Here is a 15,860-nt window from a genome sequence, read left to right as displayed (position 1 = left end):
TGTCTCCTCCTTTGTTCAATAGCTTCAAGCATGTGCATTCGTCGTCAAAGTCGAAAAGGAAAAATCATGGCCAAAGGGCTTGAATACGAACATAAGAGACTGTAGCCGGTCGCAAAATTCCGGAATATTGTCACCACGATCCGGAATTCTCACTTTTTTAGAATGCCTAAGGCAAAGATTCCCAACACGTGACTCAATTGGCGACAGGTGCACTGTTGCCGGACACACACTCCCAGTGGCCCACACAATCTTGATATCTTGAGAAGCTCTGTCGGTGCGAAGCAATCCTGCGCTTGCGTCGCTTCCTCCACTTTCTATGCAGCCTTGTCATTGGCGTCGGCCAGGACTACGAGGGCCAGGTCGAACGATTGAAGAGGGCCGGGGCGACGAAAATCTTTCAGGAGAAGCGCTCTGGCGTGGATCTTGCTCGCGAAGAACTGAAAAAGTGTCTCGAGTATGTGCGGGAGGACGACACGCTTCTGGTGACCAAGCTGGACCGGCTAGCGCGCTCAACCGCGGACCTTTATGCCATCGTGACGAAGCTGGAAGGGAAGGGGGTGGCGTTCAAGGTGCTGGACGACGCGGCGGTGGATACGACAAGCCGCACCGGGAAGTTGGTGATGGAGATTTTGGCGCTGATTGCCGAGTTCGAGACAGCGATCCGCCGTGAACGTCAGATGGAAGGCATAGCGCGGGCCAAGGCCGAGGGCAGGACGGGTGGGCGGCCAAAATCAGTTACCGACGAAATCGCCAGGGACATTGAGGCGCGGCGGGCGGCGGGTGAAAGCTTCCGCTCGATCGCAAAGAGCGTCGGCTTCAGCGTGGCGACAGTGCAGAATGTCCTAAGGAACACGGTCAAGGCTGAGATTGCGAACAGGTGATGGTGGGTCGTTGGTATTTCGCAACGATCCGCAAGGAGGCGGCGACGGTTGAGCAGCTTTTGATATGGCGCAATTGGTGACGGATGCGATTTGTCAGGCGGATGCCATCGCATCTTTGTTTCCTGGACGATTTGCGGAGCGGTCGCGACGCGCCTACCGTCACGCTGATCAGGCAGGTGCTCGGCGGGTTTCCGAGTTCGAGGATGCCATGCTGGTCGAAAAGTTTCGCGGCGGCCGCGAACGCAAACGAAGGGAGACCGGCCGAAAGCACTACGCCGAGGTGGACGCGCTGGCGAAGAAGCCTCACCGCTATCCGGTGAATGGCAACAAATTTCGTCGTCATCACTTGACCCCACAAAGCGTTGGCAGGAGCGATCACTAATACCCGACGTCGGCCCGGACCTTTCCGCGGAACACCCAATAGGACCAGCTTGAATAGGTTAGAATGACCGGGAGCAGGAACAGCGTTCCGACCAGAAGGAAAGCCTGGGTGCGCGGCGAGGAGGCGGCCTCCCACAGCGTCAGTTGATAGGGCACAATCATCGGATACAGACTGATAATCATGCCGGCATATGCCAGCACGAAGAGGCCGATGGCGCCAAAAAAGGGTGTCGCTTCGGCCTTGCTGCCAAGAGACCGCCATGTCCCGAATGCGACCAAACCGGACAGCAGGGGCATCGGCGCGAAGAACCCGATGTTCGGCCATGCAAACCAGCGCGCCGCTACCGCGGAGCTCATGATGGGCGTCCAGATGCTCACGATCGCGATCGCCGTCACCACGCCAATAAGGCAGATGCGGCCTTGGCGGCGAGCTGCGGCCTGGAGATTGCCCTCGGTTTTCAGGATAAGCCAGCTCGCGCCGAGAAGGCCGTAGCCAAACATCAAGGCAACGCCGGTCAGAATGGAAAAGGGCGTGAGAAACCCAAAGGACGTTCCGGCGAATTGGCCGTCGCGAACCGGGAAGCCCTGAACAAATGCGCCAAGGACGACACCTTGGGCAAAGGTGGCGATTGCGGATCCACACGAGAATGCGTGGTCCCAGAATCCCTTATCTTCTAGCTCGTGCGAGCGGAACTCGAAAGCAACACCGCGGAACATCAGCGAAAGCAACATCACCAGGATGGGAAAATACACCGCCGGAATGATCACCGCGAAAGCGGTGGGGAACGCCGCGAGAAGGCCAAGGCCACCCAGCACGAGCCAGGTCTCATTGCCATCCCAGACGGGTGCGATCGAGTTCATGATGGTATTGCGGGAGCGCTTATCAGGCGCAAGGCCGTAAAGTATGCCTACGCCGAGATCGAAGCCGTCGAGCAGGACGTAGAAGAATACCGCCAGTCCCAGGATCATCGTCCAGATCGGGACTAAATCGAGCACCTGGGTCATTGCACTTCTCCTTTCATGATGTGGATTGCGGGTGCGAGAACCGGCGCGACAGATCTGCCGGCCACGATTGACGGCGTCGCTTCGCTGATCCCCTGCGGACCTTTGCGAACGAGCCGGAACAAGAGGATGAGTCCTGAGGGATGGATCAGCAGATAGACCGCTGTGTAAGCCAAGAGCGACAGCGTGACCGCCGAGCCTGTCAGAGACGGCGACACCGAGGCTGCCGTGCGCAAGAGCCCATAGATTGTCCACGGCTGCCGACCGACCTCGGTCACGAACCATCCCGCGACGACCGCGATAAAGCCTAGCGGAAGCGCACACTGACATGCCACCAGATAGAGTTGCGTGTCATAAAGACGCCCGCGCCACCGCAACCAGCCACCCAGAACCACGAGCGCAAGCATCGCAACAGCGCATCCGACCATTGCGCGGAAGGCGAAGAAGGGGATCGCGACCGGTGGACGCTGATCGGCGGGAAAGTCCTTCAGACCTTTCACCTCGCCATTGAGGTCGTGGGTCAGGATCAGGCTTCCGAGCACAGGAATTTCGACCGCGAACTTGTTTTGCTCGGCCTTATCGTCCGGAATTGCAAAAAGGGTCAGAGGCACGGCCTTGCCGGTTTCCCAACGGGCTTCAATAGCCGCGAGTTTTGCAGGCTGATATTTGCGGGTGTTAAGGCCGTGCATATCACCGACCACCATCTGCAGCGGCACCAGTGCAGTTAGAAACCACAGCGCCATCGACATCATGATGCGCGCTTCCTGTGGGGATCGATTACGCCGCAACAGGTAGGCGCCGACGCCGAGAACGACGAACCCGGTCGTCGTGAAAAATGCGATAGCCGTATGCGCGAGCCGGTAGGGAAATGACGGATTGAAAATCACCTCGATCCAGTCTTTCGGAACGAACTGGCCATTGATGATCTCGTAGCCGGCGGGCGTCTGCATCCAGCTATTGGCGGACAAGATCCAGAATGTCGAAAACAAGGTTCCGATCGCCACCATGAGAGCTGCGAAGAAATGCGCCCACGGTGGAACCCGCGTGCGCCCGAAAAGAAGGACACCGAGAAAACCGGCTTCCAGGAAGAAAGCCGTCAGCCCCTCATATGCAAACAGCGGCGAAAGCACGTTGCCCGCTGCCGAGGCATAGCGGCTCCAGTTGGTGCCGAACTGAAACGGCATGATTAGGCCTGTCACGACTCCCATGCCGAATGCAATGGCAAAGATCTTGGTCCAGAATATCGAGATTCTGACGTAGATCTCGCGTCCGGTCGCGAGACTGAGGCCCTCGACGACAGCGATGAAGGAAGCAGCTCCGACGGTGAACGCAGGCATCAGGATGTGCCACGCGATCACCCAGGCACCGGCTTGACGAAATGTACCGAACAGCTGATTGACCTTGGAGGAACGCGATACTCCCCTTCAAATCTTAGTTGGAACGTTCAAGGCTGTTGCCCGAGCTGAAATGATCGCGCCGAGTTTCAACGCGGCCTTGACGCAAATCGAGAAGAGATCGATTCATGGGCGCTTGCGATCTGCTAAATCACCAAAGGATTCTTGACGTGTCGACCGGAGAAGACCCTGCAGACTTGGCGCGAAGCCGAGCGTCAGAGCTGACAAAGCGGAACCAAGCCGAAGAGGCGCAGGAGCAAATTGCAGGTTCGGCCATCACCCGGGGGTAGGTGTAGGTGAGCGACCAGCGCAATAACTGGTCTTTCGCAACGATGCCTTTCAAACACAATGCTGCCCGCCGTCACCGCATTGGAGGATGAAGTTCGGGGTGACGAACTGGCGGGAATACGAGGCAGGCCTTTGCCGGCGTGGCAGCCTGACGCTATGGATGATCGCGGAGGCCTTATCGCAGTGGCAAGCGCCGAAGCGCACGACGCGCGGTGGCCAGCCGCGCTACTTCGACCTGGCGATCGAGACCGCTCTGACGCTGGGCGTAGTGTTCGGCCTGCGGCTGCGTCAGACGGAGGGCTTGCTGACATCCGTGCTGCAACTGATGGGATTGGACCTAGCCGTCCCCGATCACACCACACTTAGCCGCCGGGCACGCACATGGCGATTGCCTGATAGCCGACAAGGCTGCTCCGTTTCAGCGGAAGGGCCTGTTCACGTCCTTACGACAGCACTGGACTTGAGATTTACGGCGCTGGCCAATGGCTGGAGGAAAAGCATGGCGCCAGATCGCGTTGGAGATGGCGCAAATTGCATCTGGCACTGGATGCCGACAGCGGCGAGATCATCGCGTATGTCATGACCGATCAGGATACTGGCGATGCCTCGCAGGTGGAGCCGCTGCTAGACCAGATCGAAGCCCCAATCGGCCAGTTCACCGCCAATGGCGCCTATGACGGTAACCCGACCTACGCCGCCATCACCAGGCACAGCTGCGATGCTGCCGTTGTCATTCCGCCGCGCTCCAACGCGGTCGACCGCTCGGATACCGAGACCGCCTGCCAGCGCGATCGGCATATCGCGGCGATCAACACGGACGGGCGAATGAAATGGCAAGCTACGACCGGCTATGGCAAAGCGTTCTCTCGTCGAGACCACAATCGGTCGCTACCAATCGATCTTCGGACGCCGCTCACATGCGCGATCATATCGAGCGCAACAGGCCGAGATCGCCATCGGCTGCGCCGTCCTTAATCGTGTGCTCGAGTGCACACGCCCGAAATCCGTTCGGCGCATTGTAACCACCTCATAGACGACGGCATCAAGATCAGAGCCTGTCAGATTTTCGATCGCTGCACCAACGCCGATCGAAGTCCGAAAAAGAAACTGTTCCCACGGCTACGTAGACGAAGGGCCAGGAATGCAGCCTGGCCGCGCCGAAGCACCGCCGATCAATCCGAAGAAGCTCGTCTCGAGCTCGGCGCGAACTCTTTGCAAGAGCGTTCCGTTCTCGTCGTCCTTGCCGTCACGGAGCGTGATGGTTGTGGTCAAGCCGGACACCAGTGGGACACCAGGAGGCACATTGTCGATCGCGATCCTGACCGGCACTCTCTGCGCCAAGCGTACCCAGGTGTAGACCGGATCGACATTGGGCAGCCCCTGCGTGGCAGCTGTCGCATTGGAGACGCTGACGCCACGCGTTACTGTCGCGATGTGTCCCATAATGGGCGCCGAGTAGCCCATTAGCTTTGCCTCGGCACGGTCTCCCACGCACAGCCCTGCTAGCTTTGTTTCCTCGAAATAGCCGTCGACCCAATAGCTATCCGTATCGATGATCGAGACGTTCGTGGCGCCCGCATGCGCGTAATCGCCCTCTCGGAGCAGGAGATTGGTGATAATTCCATTTACTGGACTGCGCACCTCAGTGCGCTGCAAATTGATCTCCGCCTGTGCGACTTGCTCCTGAGCTGCGTCAACGGCAGCGTTCGCTTGAATCGCAGCCCCTTCGTAGATTTGTTTTTCCTCGACGCTGGTTGCCAGGTCTTGAGACAAGCGGCGGCGGCGCTCGAACTGCAATTCCTTCACGTCCCGATCGGCCGCCTTTTGTTGCAGGGCGGCTTTGTTGGTGCGTAGTGCGACCTCGAAATCGAACGGATCGATGACATACAAAAGGTCACCCTTGTGAACAAACTGGTTGTCGACGATTCGCAGTTCCTTGATTTGACCAGATACCTGAGGCGCGACACTCGCGACTTGAACTCGCACGCGCCCATCGCGCGTCCAGGGCGCGTAGTTATACACGTTCCAGGTCGTCAGTGCCGCGAACACCGCGACGATCGCGATGCCGATCGTCGCTAGTCTGCGCAATAGAAACCGCAGAGATCGCAAGGCGTCGCTTCGCCACCGCAATTGAGACTTTGCCGAGGACAAGGGGATCGGTCTATCCTGAGACGTTTGGGATGTTTTTTGTTCGATGCCGTCGAACTTTTGAGGCGACGATACCTTACCTGCGATTGGGGGGGTGCACGCGTCCGTCGTTTCGCCTTGTTGAATAACGTCATCACCAGCGATCGCTTCCATGGAGGCCTCCTCTAGAACAGTAACATCAAGAGACAAAGAATCGTCACGTAGAGGCTGAACTCAGCAACTGGGGAGGGGCCAAGGATCTTCGCAAATCCGACAAGATGAAGAATCGGGCGAAGGACGGCCACGACCACGAGAGCCGCCAGGAAATAGGTTACGAACGGCGCAACCAATACGCCTTCGATGACCAGCTCCGGAAAGGTGTGTGTCATCAGAGAGCCTTTCGAAAGGGTTCGACGGTGCTGCCGCGATCGATGATGTCGCTGGCTGTAATGAGTCGCGCAGCAACATCTGCCTCGACCGAGTCTTTCTGCGGAGTCTGTTCGCGCAACCCGTGTGCAATGGTGCGCAAGGTGGCCGTATCTCGCTTAGCAATCGCCTTGCGTGCTTCTTCCGCAAGTGATGCAAGTGGTCCATCGGCAAGCTGCATCAGCCTCGCATTGCAAAGCCGCACCATTGCCGATTGGTCGAAGCAAGAGAGCATTTCCGCAAGGGCGCGACTGTCCTGCGCTCCTCCAGCAGCGAGAAATTGCCCGATCCGCGAGGCGTCCCGGAACGTTGCTTCTTCGGGGGCTTCCCCATTCCGGTGGCCACGTTTGTGAAGCTCGCTGCGAGCCTCCGCCAGCAACCGCATCCTGCGCTTGTCGCCGGAGATGGGCGGAATCAGTGTTTGTGCCGCAAGCAGGAGCGCCGCGGCCGCGACAATGAACAGCGAGGTAAAGAGGAAGGCCTGGGGATTGTAGGTCTGCGGATTGCTCGGCGCGAGGATGATTATGATGAAAAGCAGATTGACGCGACCAAGGGACGACCAAAGAAGTCTTTTGGAGGTCATGAGGAGTGCTGAGCCGATCATAAAAGGAGCAAGACCGATAGCCAGCAGAGGAAAGGCGTCGGCGCCATTGAGGATGATGAATTCGAGTAGGCCGGTCAGGACAGCCGCGATCGGCGTACCAACAAGCGTGATGGTGGTGAAGCCGCGCGGGTTCGGTGTTGTGGCCCCCAATCCGGTAATCAGCGCGACGAAAGAGAGTGAAACGCTCGCAGCAGGCCACCCGGCCCAAATGTAGAACGCCGAAGCGATCGCAAACCATGCGACGGCGCGGACACCACTTTCGGCCGCGGTTCTATAGGATCGATACAAGGGGGTCCGCCAAATCCGCAGTGGCCATCTCGCCGACCTCAGGGCTAATAGATCCTGGCGAACCTCGTCATCCCGGTGCAGCAATTCTCTGGCTGCCCATGCCGAAGCTTCGGTCGCAACGTCACGTACACGTTTCTGTCCCGCCACAAGTTCCGGCAGCCCCTGCACCGCCAAGGCGGAACGGTCCGCTCGCTCGAGTGCAGCTCTTGCCTGATCGCAAGCCGTGTTGTCGACATCAACCGGACCGCTGTTCAAGATCCGGGCTACCTGCAATTCAGCAACCAAGCCGACCGCCGCGGTGCGGGCGGCAGCGCTCCTGACGGAGCCGCTGCTCGACTCCAAGGCTACGCTTGCGATCTCTGGCCGGAGCGTCACGATTTCCTGTAGTAGCGTCAGGAATGCAGTCGAGTTGCCTGGTTCGCCTTGGAAGGCCGCGCTTGCATATTCGTGAACGCGGCGATGAATCGTCGCTAGCTGCGCGAGCAGGCGCGGTTGACGATCAGCGGCAAACATCAGTGCATTTACCACTGCTATCGACAGAATGCCGACCGCGATCGCGGCGCCACGCGCCATGGCGGATTCAAACACGTGCTGCGGGTTGTCGATCTGCTGCGTCGCAATAAGTGCAACAGTGTAGCCGGACAGCACTGCTGCGTAAGCCCGGTAACCGTCCAGAAGCTTGGCTGCAAAGACACAAATTCCCAGCCACACTGCAAACGCCGCGAGGATCAGATCTCTCTCCTGCGAGAAGAGCCCGGTGATTGCGATTGATGCTGCCACACCCACAATTGTGCCGAGCAATCGAAAGCCGGCCTTGTCCAGCGCCTGACCGCGGGTCGGTTCGGCAAGAATTCCGACAGTAACCGCTGCCGAGGCCGGCGCTTCAAGCTGCAGCCAAAAGCTTACGAACAAGGCCAGGATCATGGCCAGCCAAACGCGGATGGCGAAGGACCACGAACTACCGGAATCGTCGCTACGGTACGGCGGCTCTGCTATCGTCGCTACCAACGTAATCGCTCCTCGAAATTTGCCGAAGCTTTGCCACCAGAACTCACCTCTTATCTCCCGACACCTCGACTGGGGCGACGAAGCAACAGCCACGTCCGGGGATGTTGACGATGAATCGATTCACGTTCTGGCCGTCACGCAGCGCGCGACGTAGCGCAGACATCTGGACCGTGAGGTTGGAGGGGTCGACACATAGATTAGGCCAAACGCGAGCGGTCAAGGCCCGGTTTCTGACCAGCACGCCGCGCCGTTCAAGCAAAGAAATGAGGATCTCCAGGGCACGGCTTCCGAGAGGCACCAAGTCAGGCATCAGGATGTGCCAGCCGATCACCCAGGCAACCGGCTTGACGAAATGTACCGAACAGCTGATTGACCTTGGAGGAACGCGATACTCCCCTTCAAATCTTAGTTGGAACGTTCAAGGCTGTTGCCCGAGCTTTAACTGACCGCGCCGAGTTTCAACGCGGCCTTGACGCCATAGAAGGATAGAGTCGTCCAATCCAGGAACATCAGCGACAGGTCAGTGAAGAGGTCGCGGCGCCGGTCATGGCCGCGCCTCCGCTAGGCTCGCAGTACGGACATTCACGACGGGTGCCGCCCGCTCTCGTCATTGAGAACTGTCCGAATTTATCTGCCTCAGTTTGGATATTGTGCCCGCGATCACCGGCGTCACCCGCGCCATATTGCTTCGCCAAATCGTCCATGGTTTGCGATGACGCTCTGCTGGGTTGACCCTTACGTATCCTTGTAGCCCAGCCGCTCCCTCAGTCGCGGAATCGAAAAATCTAAAAAGGCCCGCAATTTCAGCGGAACCTGGCGTTCGCTCGCGTAGACCAAGCTGACCGGCATGGGTGACGGCTCATACGCCTCCAGCAGCGTCACCACCGATCGCGATTTCACCAAATCATCGACCAGGTACGACAGTACGCGGGCGATTCCGGCGCCGTCGGCCGCGGCGGCAACTGCTGCCTCGCCCAAATCCACGGAGAGGCGAGACGGGACCTGAATCCTCTGCGTGGTCCCTTCGGTAGTGAACTCCCAATTGTATGAAATCGCATGGCCCTCATGGACCACACAGTCGTGCGCCACAAGATCAGCAGGCTTCTTGGGCACGCCTCGCCGCTCAATGTAGGCGGGGCTGGCGCACACGACCTTGCGAATCAACCCAACACGCGTCGCGATCAGGCTGCTGTCGGGCAGTTCGCCGATGCGGACGGCAAGGTCGACGTGCTCTTCCACTAAGTTCACGTATCGGTCTGTTAGCTGCAGCCGCATCTGGACCTCCGGAAAGGCACGCAAAAATTCCGTGACAATCGGTAGAACATGGCATCGGCCCATGACCGCGGGCGCGCTGACGATCAGTTCGCCCTGAGGCGCCCGGTATTCCCCCGAAGCCGTGCGCTCGATTTCGGTGATCTCTTCGATGATCCGACGGCAGGAGGCGACGTAGCTGCGCCCGGCGTCCGTCAAAACCAGTTTCCGGTTACCCCGGAAGAGCAGGCGGACGTTCAAATGCTCCTCCAGCTCCGACACCCGCCGGCTGACGGTCGCGAGAGGGATACGGAGATGCCGGCTAGCCGCTGAGAGACTTCCAGTATCCACTGCGGCCACTAGGATGATCATTGCATCAAGGCGATCCATAGCTTCTCACCAATGAAAGGATAATTCCCAAATTTACCAGCTACTATCTAAGTTTGGAAGGGAATATATCGTCGGTCAACGCGATCCGCGGCTACCGAACAGCGAGCAGTCCGATGAAGGCCATCCAGTACCGATCTTACGGCGACTACAGCGAAAACCGGCTGGTCGAGCTGCCGCGCCCGCAACTCCTGGAGGGCGAGGTTCTCGTCCAGATGCGCACAGTCGGCATCAATCCATTGGATAACACATTCCGTTCGGGGCACATCTACCTAGCCACGCCCCAGAATCTGCCGCGAATCGGCGGTCAGACCGGTGCGGGCGCCGTCGTGGAAACTAAGAGTGAAGCGTTCAAGGTCGGCGATCGCGTGTTCGTCCGGGCATCGGGTTTCGGCTTGGTCGCCGATGGCACCTGGCGCGAGTTCGTTCCTGTACCGGCGGCGACCCTTTCACGCATCCCTGATGCCGTCGATGACGATTACGCCGCGGCCTATCTCGCCGGTGCCGGATATCTGACGGGCTATCTGGCGCTCACGGAACTCGCGAGCTTCAAGCCCGGGCAGGCCGTGCTGGCGCCTGCCATCGGCAGCGCCGTGGGCATGGAGACCGTGCAGGTCGCACGCCGCCTTGGCGCGTCGTTGGTGATTTCCACTGCGGGTAATACGCAGAAGGCCAAACGGGCTCGTGCGGACGGGTATGAACATGTCATCGACCTCTCTACGGAGAGCCTCAAGGACGGCGTCCTGCGCATCACCGATGGCAGGGGCGTAGATGTCGTCGTCGACGGCGTCAGCGGAAGGGTGACCGGTCAAGCGCTGGCGTCGCTTGCCTTTGGCGGCACAGTGGTCATCGCCGGTTATGCCGGGGGACGCGATGCGGAAGTCAACGTCACCGACATTATCTGGAAGGCTGCGACAGTCCGCGGGTTCACCTTTCGACTCTTCGCCCCGGAGACGGTGGCGGCAGCCAATGCGGCGCTGCTTGCTTACCTGGAGGAAGGCAGGCTGCAGCCCACAATCAGCAAAGTCTTCCCCATGTCCGAGGCGGCCGAAGCAGTCCGCTACTTGATCGAGGACCGTCCCTTCGGGCGAGTGCTCATGCACGCGCAACACTAGGAGCTGTGGATACTTATCTGAGCCATCGAACGGTCGCGGCGATGGTGACGACCATTGGAATATTCCAGTCGCGACAATTTTGGCCCAAGTCACCGTACTGCCATTGTCTAACATCCAATGGCGGCACCAACAGTCATGCCGGATCTCTCGGAGTTAAATAATGTCTCTCATCAAAGCTCTCATTCTTGGTGCAAGCATCACGTTCGCCGCGGCAAATGCTCATGCGGACGAACCCACGCAAATCGAAAAGAACAAATCGATCGTCGTCACCTTCTATAACAAGGCGCTAAACGACAAGGACGCCGAAGCAGCGATCGCCTTGATGGGGCCGACCTACACGCAGCACAATGCCAATATCCCAGATGGTAAGGAAGGATTCCGCCAATTCTTCGCTGCTTTTAACCAAAAGTACCCACAGTCGCATAGCAGCATCGTGCGCGTATTCGCCGACGGTGATTACGTTATCTTGCACGTCCATTTGGTAAGAGAACCAGGTACGCGAGGGGAGGCCGTAATGGATATTTTCCGCTTGGATAAAGGCAAGATCGTCGAACACTGGGACGTTCTGCAGCCCATCCCGGAGAACATCGCTCACTCGAACACCATGTTCTGAACAAAAAGTATAAACGTTCAAATCTTTCCTGGCCGCGAGTTACTCCGACTGGGAGGGGTGTCGGCCATCAATCTCAACCCAAGGCTCTAATGGGCCATCATACTCAACCTAAGGAAGGTTCACATGTCGGATACGTCACAAATCACTCTCATCCGGAAGTTGTACGACGCCATGGGAGACGTGAATGTTTTCAAATCACTCCTGGCCGATGACGCCGAGTGGGATATTGCCGAAGGATTCCCCAACGGGGGCGTCTATCGGGGTATCGACACGGTTATCAATGATTTCTTCCCATTCTTGGCCGACTTCGACGAGTTCTACGCGAAAGGGGACGAGTACTTCGAGTCGGGCGATCACGTAATCGTTCTCGGACACTATTTCGGCCTTACGAAGCGGGGGCGGAGGGTCCAATCCCGATTCGCCCATATCTGGACGATCCGGGACGGCAAGATCAGGCGCCTGCAGCAGACCGCCGACACTCTTCTCATCGCACAAGCTCTGGGAAAATGACGGGAGCGCCACGAATGGAACGAGTACAGCTGAACGGTGCGGACGTCGAGTATGATGTCCGTGGGTCCGGGGCACCGGTGGTATTTGTCCACGGAGCGGTTCTGTCGGATGGGTTCGTGCCGGTGATCGAGCAGGCCGGAATCGTGGAGAATTTTCAGATCGTCCATTACCGGCGTCGCGGCTACGCCGGTAGCTCACGCGCTCCGGCGGGGATGACGATGCAAGGGTGGGCGGGTGACTGCGTCGCGCTGTTGAATCACCTGGGCATTGCGTCGGCGCACGTGGCCGGGCATTCCTTTGGCGCAGGCGTCGCATTGCAGATGGCGATCGATGCCCCGGGCAGAGTGCGGAAGCTGGCATTGCTGGAACCGCCGCTCCTGACGTTGGTGCCGTCCGGCGGGGCGTTCACGGAATGGGCGGCATCTGTCCTCGAGATCTACAACTCGGGAGACAAAAACGCGGCCACGGACACCTGCCTGGCAGGCGCGTTCGGACAAGACTACCGGCGATTCACCGACCGCGCCTTGCCTGCGGGTGCATTCGACCGCGCGGTATCCGAGATCGACACGTACTTTCAGGTCGAACTCGGAGCCATGCAACACTGGAATATCTCAACCGAAAGCCTGAAAGATCTTCGACACCCGGTGCTGTCGGTGCGCGGTAGCGATACATTGCCGGTATTTTCTGAGGGCGCCGATCTACTGCAGCAGTGGATCCCAAAAATCGAGAAAGTGTTGATACCGGGGGCGAACCACGACTTGCCGGGCAGGAATCCCGCCGCCGTCGCCACCACTCTCGTCGAGTTCTTCACCAAGAATGAATAGGATCTGTGGCGACACTTCAGATACCCGTTCGCGAATGGTTCGGTGGAAGTTTCTCCCGCCTCTCCCGCTTTGCAAAGCGTCGATCCGTCGCGATGAACCGCTCCACCATTGGAACAATTAGCCGGACGGGATCGGCAGCAGTCTGTCCTGACTCTCTGGCGAGTATCTCGGCATAAGCAACAAGATCACGGTGGAGCGCCGCCGTGATCTTTACCGGCTTCTCGTCGGCGATCGGGCCGAGTTTCAGCTTGGTCACGTCAGCCTTCGTAGGGGTCGAGGACGAGGTCGTGGGTCACGACGACACAGACCGGAAAGCCGGGCCTGATCGTCAGCGTCGGCGCGATATTGAGCCCACAGAGTGAAATGGAGCAAGGTCATGGACACAATCAACCCAATGCTTCGTGGCACTGGCTCTCGCTCCGAGGGCGATCCGATTCAATATATGCCGGATTCTGAAATGTTTTCTTCTCGTCTCGAGGGGCGATGTCTCCTTCCCAATCTTGCGAAGCTTCTTGAACGTGTTCACGAAGAGCTGGACTCCAATCGCGAGTTCGCGAAGTCTCTCTTGACTCGGGCTGTATCACTTCTGCACGTGGAAATCGACCGCCATGCTCTGCCGGCGACGACATTCAAGTCCGGTGGGCTTACAGGCTGGCAGACGCGACGGGTTCTTGCTTACATAGAAGAACAGTTGGATCAACCTGTTCACGTCAATGAATTGGCTGCCATCGCAAAACTAAGTAGGACCTATTTTTCCAGGGCATTCAAGCGCACTTTCGACATGACGCCACATGCTTACCTCATGCGTCGCCGCCTGGAGAGGGCCGAAACACTCATGATCACGAGCGATATCATACTTGTCGAGATTGCTTTACGCTGTGGCTTCTCGGATCAGGCCCATCTCTCCAGGCTTTTCGGCCGCGAATATGGCCAAAGCCCGGCTGCGTGGCGCCGGGAACGCACGGAGAGTTCGGGACAAAAGGCCACAGGCGGGCATGGGAAGCTCAGTCCCGACGATGACGGCGCCTGTTGAATGACTTCCGGGTCTCAAAGATCAGAGCACGACCGAGCGTAGCGATTCAAAAGGGGTCAAGACGACGTTCACAACCCATCAATTTGCTCCCTCACTCCCTCCGGGATCAGGCGCGAGCTTCGTTCGTCTGTGAAATACGACCAGAGCCACTGGCGCTGCACGCGCAGGCGATTCTGCACCTGCGGCAGGGAGAGTATGTGAATGAACGCCCACACCAGCCATGTCAGAAAGCCGCTTGTGCGCACCGCCCCTCGCTCAAGCACCGCGTAATTTTTGCCGACAACAGCCATGTTGCCCTTATCGAAATAGTGGAACGCGCGTTCGACCTTTCGCCCCTTCATCTCTGACGCGATCAGCTGTCCAACGTACGCCCCCTGCTGAATGGCAGCCTGCGCCACCCCGGGTACCGGATGTTCATTTTGCACGACGGATGCCGCGTCACCGACGACGAATACTCCGGGCGCGTCCGCGACTTTCAGGAACGGATCAACGAGCGCTCGCCCCGCGTGATCGGTTTTCGTGCCGAACATCTTTAGAATGGGCGAGGCCGCAACTCCCGCGGTCCACAGCACCGTCGCGCTCCGAATCCTGCTGCCGCCGGCAACCACGCCCTCGTTGTCGACGGTCTCGACCCTAACATCCGTCACCACCTCTACGCCAAGCGTCTCGAGACGCTTCGTGACCTTGCGCGACACCGACTCGGCAAACGTCGGTAGAACACGCTTGGCCCCTTCAAGCAGAATGATGCGGGCCTTTCCTGGATCAATGCGACGGAAATTGCCCCGCAGCGTGACCCTTGCCATCTGCGCCAGGGACGCCGCAAGCTCGACGCCAGTTGGACCTGCACCGACCAGCACGAACGTCGTCTGCCGTGTGCGTTCGTCCTCGTCCTCGGTCGTTTCAGCCAATTCGAACGCACCCAGGATTTTGGCGCGGATTGTCTCAGCATCGATGAGCGTCTTGAGACCCGGTGCATATCGCGCAAACTCATCGTGACCAAAGTAGCTCGGGTGCATGCCGATTGCGACCACCAGATAGTCGAACGTGATCTTGCGGGTGTACATACCTGGAGGGGACGCCTCGACTGTGCGTGAAGCAACATCGACGGCGGTGACCTCCGCCAGGATGACACTGAGGTTTGGCTGCTTCACTTCGAGCTGACGGATCGGCGCGGCGATGTCAGCGGGAGAGAGAACCGCCGTGGCAACCTGGTAGAGCAGCGGCTGAAATATATAGTGATTACGGCGGTCGATCAGAACGATTTCGGCACGCGCGTGGCGGAGCGCACGCGCGGCCGCGACTCCGGCAAAGCCGCCGCCAATGATGACGACTCGTGGCCTTTGCTGAGCATCGCGCGTAACCGCTCTCGCCCTCTGAGTGTCTTCAGACTCTCGCGATGGCTTGGTGGTTTTCGTAGCTCGGGCGAATGAAAAGGCATCCTCCATGATTAGCAACTCCTTGGATGACAGTGCTGCTTAACTGCACGGCGCCAAACCTAACTGAGGCGCTTTCGCACTTATTGGATGAGCGTTGCCACCTTGAAGAAAGCGACACGAAATGCGAGCCGCCGATATCACTGTCATCGGATCGGCGGCGACGATTGGTGCACAAGCCTTCAAATACGAGAAAAGCGCTCCAAACAATTTTCGGTCAGCGGGTCTATATCATCGTCACCAATTTCGATGCGACCACCGCGTCAGCGACCACCAATCAATTGCTGGAGACATC

At 58.6% G+C, this 15,860-nt stretch carries 16 protein-coding genes and 1 pseudogene; 8 read left to right on the top strand and 9 right to left on the bottom strand.

What is annotated here, in order from left to right; translation table 11 throughout:
* The first annotated feature begins 293 nt into the window (after positions 1-293).
* The gene (locus PY650_RS31715) at positions 294-881 is read left to right on the top strand and encodes a recombinase family protein (protein ID WP_285883849.1); all 588 of its coding nucleotides are present in this window, start codon (positions 294-296) and stop codon (positions 879-881) included.
* A gap of 64 nt (positions 882-945) precedes the next feature.
* Positions 946-1,263, top strand: a complete 318-nt coding sequence (locus PY650_RS31710; RefSeq protein WP_285883848.1) for a hypothetical protein — start codon at positions 946-948, stop codon at positions 1,261-1,263.
* On the opposite strand, the gene cydB is transcribed toward PY650_RS31710, so the two are convergent.
* Positions 1,260-2,267, bottom strand: coding sequence for a cytochrome d ubiquinol oxidase subunit II (gene cydB, locus PY650_RS31705; RefSeq protein ID WP_285883847.1), 1,008 nt, complete (start codon positions 2,265-2,267; stop codon positions 1,260-1,262). The genes PY650_RS31710 and cydB overlap by 4 nt on opposite strands.
* Positions 2,264-3,622, bottom strand: a complete 1,359-nt coding sequence (locus PY650_RS31700) for a cytochrome ubiquinol oxidase subunit I (protein ID WP_285883846.1) — start codon at positions 3,620-3,622, stop codon at positions 2,264-2,266. Before PY650_RS31700 ends, cydB begins: the two co-directional genes overlap by 4 nt.
* Positions 3,623-3,990: 368 nt before the next feature.
* On the opposite strand from PY650_RS31700, the pseudogene PY650_RS31695 reads away from it, so the two are divergent.
* A pseudogene (locus PY650_RS31695) lies at positions 3,991-4,979 on the top strand (IS5 family transposase).
* Between the two features lie 86 nt (positions 4,980-5,065).
* On the opposite strand, the gene PY650_RS31690 reads toward PY650_RS31695, so the two are convergent.
* The 5 genes from PY650_RS31690 to PY650_RS31675 all read right to left on the bottom strand — a co-directional run bounded on the left by PY650_RS31690 (position 5,066) and on the right by PY650_RS31675 (position 10,040).
* Positions 5,066-6,247, bottom strand: coding sequence for an efflux RND transporter periplasmic adaptor subunit (locus PY650_RS31690; protein ID WP_285883845.1), 1,182 nt, complete (start codon positions 6,245-6,247; stop codon positions 5,066-5,068).
* An 11-nt stretch (positions 6,248-6,258) separates the two neighbouring features.
* Positions 6,259-6,462 carry a DUF1656 domain-containing protein gene (locus PY650_RS31685; protein WP_285883844.1) on the bottom strand — a complete coding sequence of 68 codons (204 nt, stop codon included), beginning with the start codon at positions 6,460-6,462 and terminating at the stop codon, positions 6,259-6,261.
* Positions 6,462-8,399: an FUSC family protein gene (locus PY650_RS31680; RefSeq protein ID WP_285883843.1), complete on the bottom strand. Its 1,938-nt coding sequence runs from the start codon at positions 8,397-8,399 to the stop codon at positions 6,462-6,464. The genes PY650_RS31685 and PY650_RS31680 overlap by 1 nt, the downstream gene beginning before the upstream one ends.
* 43 nt (positions 8,400-8,442) lie before the next feature.
* Positions 8,443-8,709, bottom strand: coding sequence for a winged helix-turn-helix domain-containing protein (locus tag PY650_RS37545; RefSeq protein ID WP_432761608.1), 267 nt, complete (start codon positions 8,707-8,709; stop codon positions 8,443-8,445).
* Positions 8,710-9,134: 425 nt separating this feature from the next.
* Positions 9,135-10,040 (bottom strand): LysR family transcriptional regulator, encoded by a 906-nt coding sequence (locus PY650_RS31675; protein WP_285883842.1) that lies wholly within the window; start codon positions 10,038-10,040, stop codon positions 9,135-9,137.
* 113 nt (positions 10,041-10,153) lie between these two features.
* Here PY650_RS31675 and PY650_RS31670 point away from each other — a divergent pair, with 113 nt between their 5' ends.
* The 4 genes from PY650_RS31670 (at position 10,154) to PY650_RS31655 (ending at position 13,099) form a co-directional block, all read left to right on the top strand.
* The gene (locus tag PY650_RS31670; RefSeq protein WP_285883841.1) at positions 10,154-11,152 is read left to right on the top strand and encodes a quinone oxidoreductase family protein; all 999 of its coding nucleotides are present in this window, start codon (positions 10,154-10,156) and stop codon (positions 11,150-11,152) included.
* A 160-nt stretch (positions 11,153-11,312) separates the two neighbouring features.
* Positions 11,313-11,765, top strand: a complete 453-nt coding sequence (locus tag PY650_RS31665) for a nuclear transport factor 2 family protein (protein ID WP_285883840.1) — start codon at positions 11,313-11,315, stop codon at positions 11,763-11,765.
* A gap of 123 nt (positions 11,766-11,888) precedes the next feature.
* Positions 11,889-12,275 (top strand): nuclear transport factor 2 family protein, encoded by a 387-nt coding sequence (locus PY650_RS31660; protein ID WP_285883839.1) that lies wholly within the window; start codon positions 11,889-11,891, stop codon positions 12,273-12,275.
* 14 nt (positions 12,276-12,289) lie between these two features.
* Positions 12,290-13,099, top strand: a complete 810-nt coding sequence (locus PY650_RS31655; protein ID WP_285883837.1) for an alpha/beta fold hydrolase — start codon at positions 12,290-12,292, stop codon at positions 13,097-13,099.
* Between the two features lie 16 nt (positions 13,100-13,115).
* Here the strand turns inward: PY650_RS31655 and PY650_RS31650 are convergent, their stop codons facing one another.
* A complete protein-coding gene (locus PY650_RS31650) occupies positions 13,116-13,355 on the bottom strand; it encodes a DUF2274 domain-containing protein (protein WP_285883836.1) in 240 nt (79 codons plus the stop codon).
* A gap of 120 nt (positions 13,356-13,475) precedes the next feature.
* Here PY650_RS31650 and PY650_RS31645 point away from each other — a divergent pair, with 120 nt between their 5' ends.
* The gene (locus tag PY650_RS31645; protein ID WP_285883835.1) at positions 13,476-14,132 is read left to right on the top strand and encodes a helix-turn-helix domain-containing protein; all 657 of its coding nucleotides are present in this window, start codon (positions 13,476-13,478) and stop codon (positions 14,130-14,132) included.
* Between the two features lie 68 nt (positions 14,133-14,200).
* On the opposite strand, the gene PY650_RS31640 is transcribed toward PY650_RS31645, so the two are convergent.
* Positions 14,201-15,577: an NAD(P)/FAD-dependent oxidoreductase gene (locus tag PY650_RS31640; RefSeq protein ID WP_285883834.1), complete on the bottom strand. Its 1,377-nt coding sequence runs from the start codon at positions 15,575-15,577 to the stop codon at positions 14,201-14,203.
* Positions 15,578-15,860: the final 283 nt, after the last annotated feature.

Origin of the sequence: Martinezella calliandrae, assembly GCF_030272695.1 — a bacterium.
GTDB lineage: Bacteria > Pseudomonadota > Alphaproteobacteria > Rhizobiales > Rhizobiaceae > Rhizobium > Rhizobium calliandrae.
This window is presented reverse-complemented; position numbering and strand designations above follow the sequence as displayed.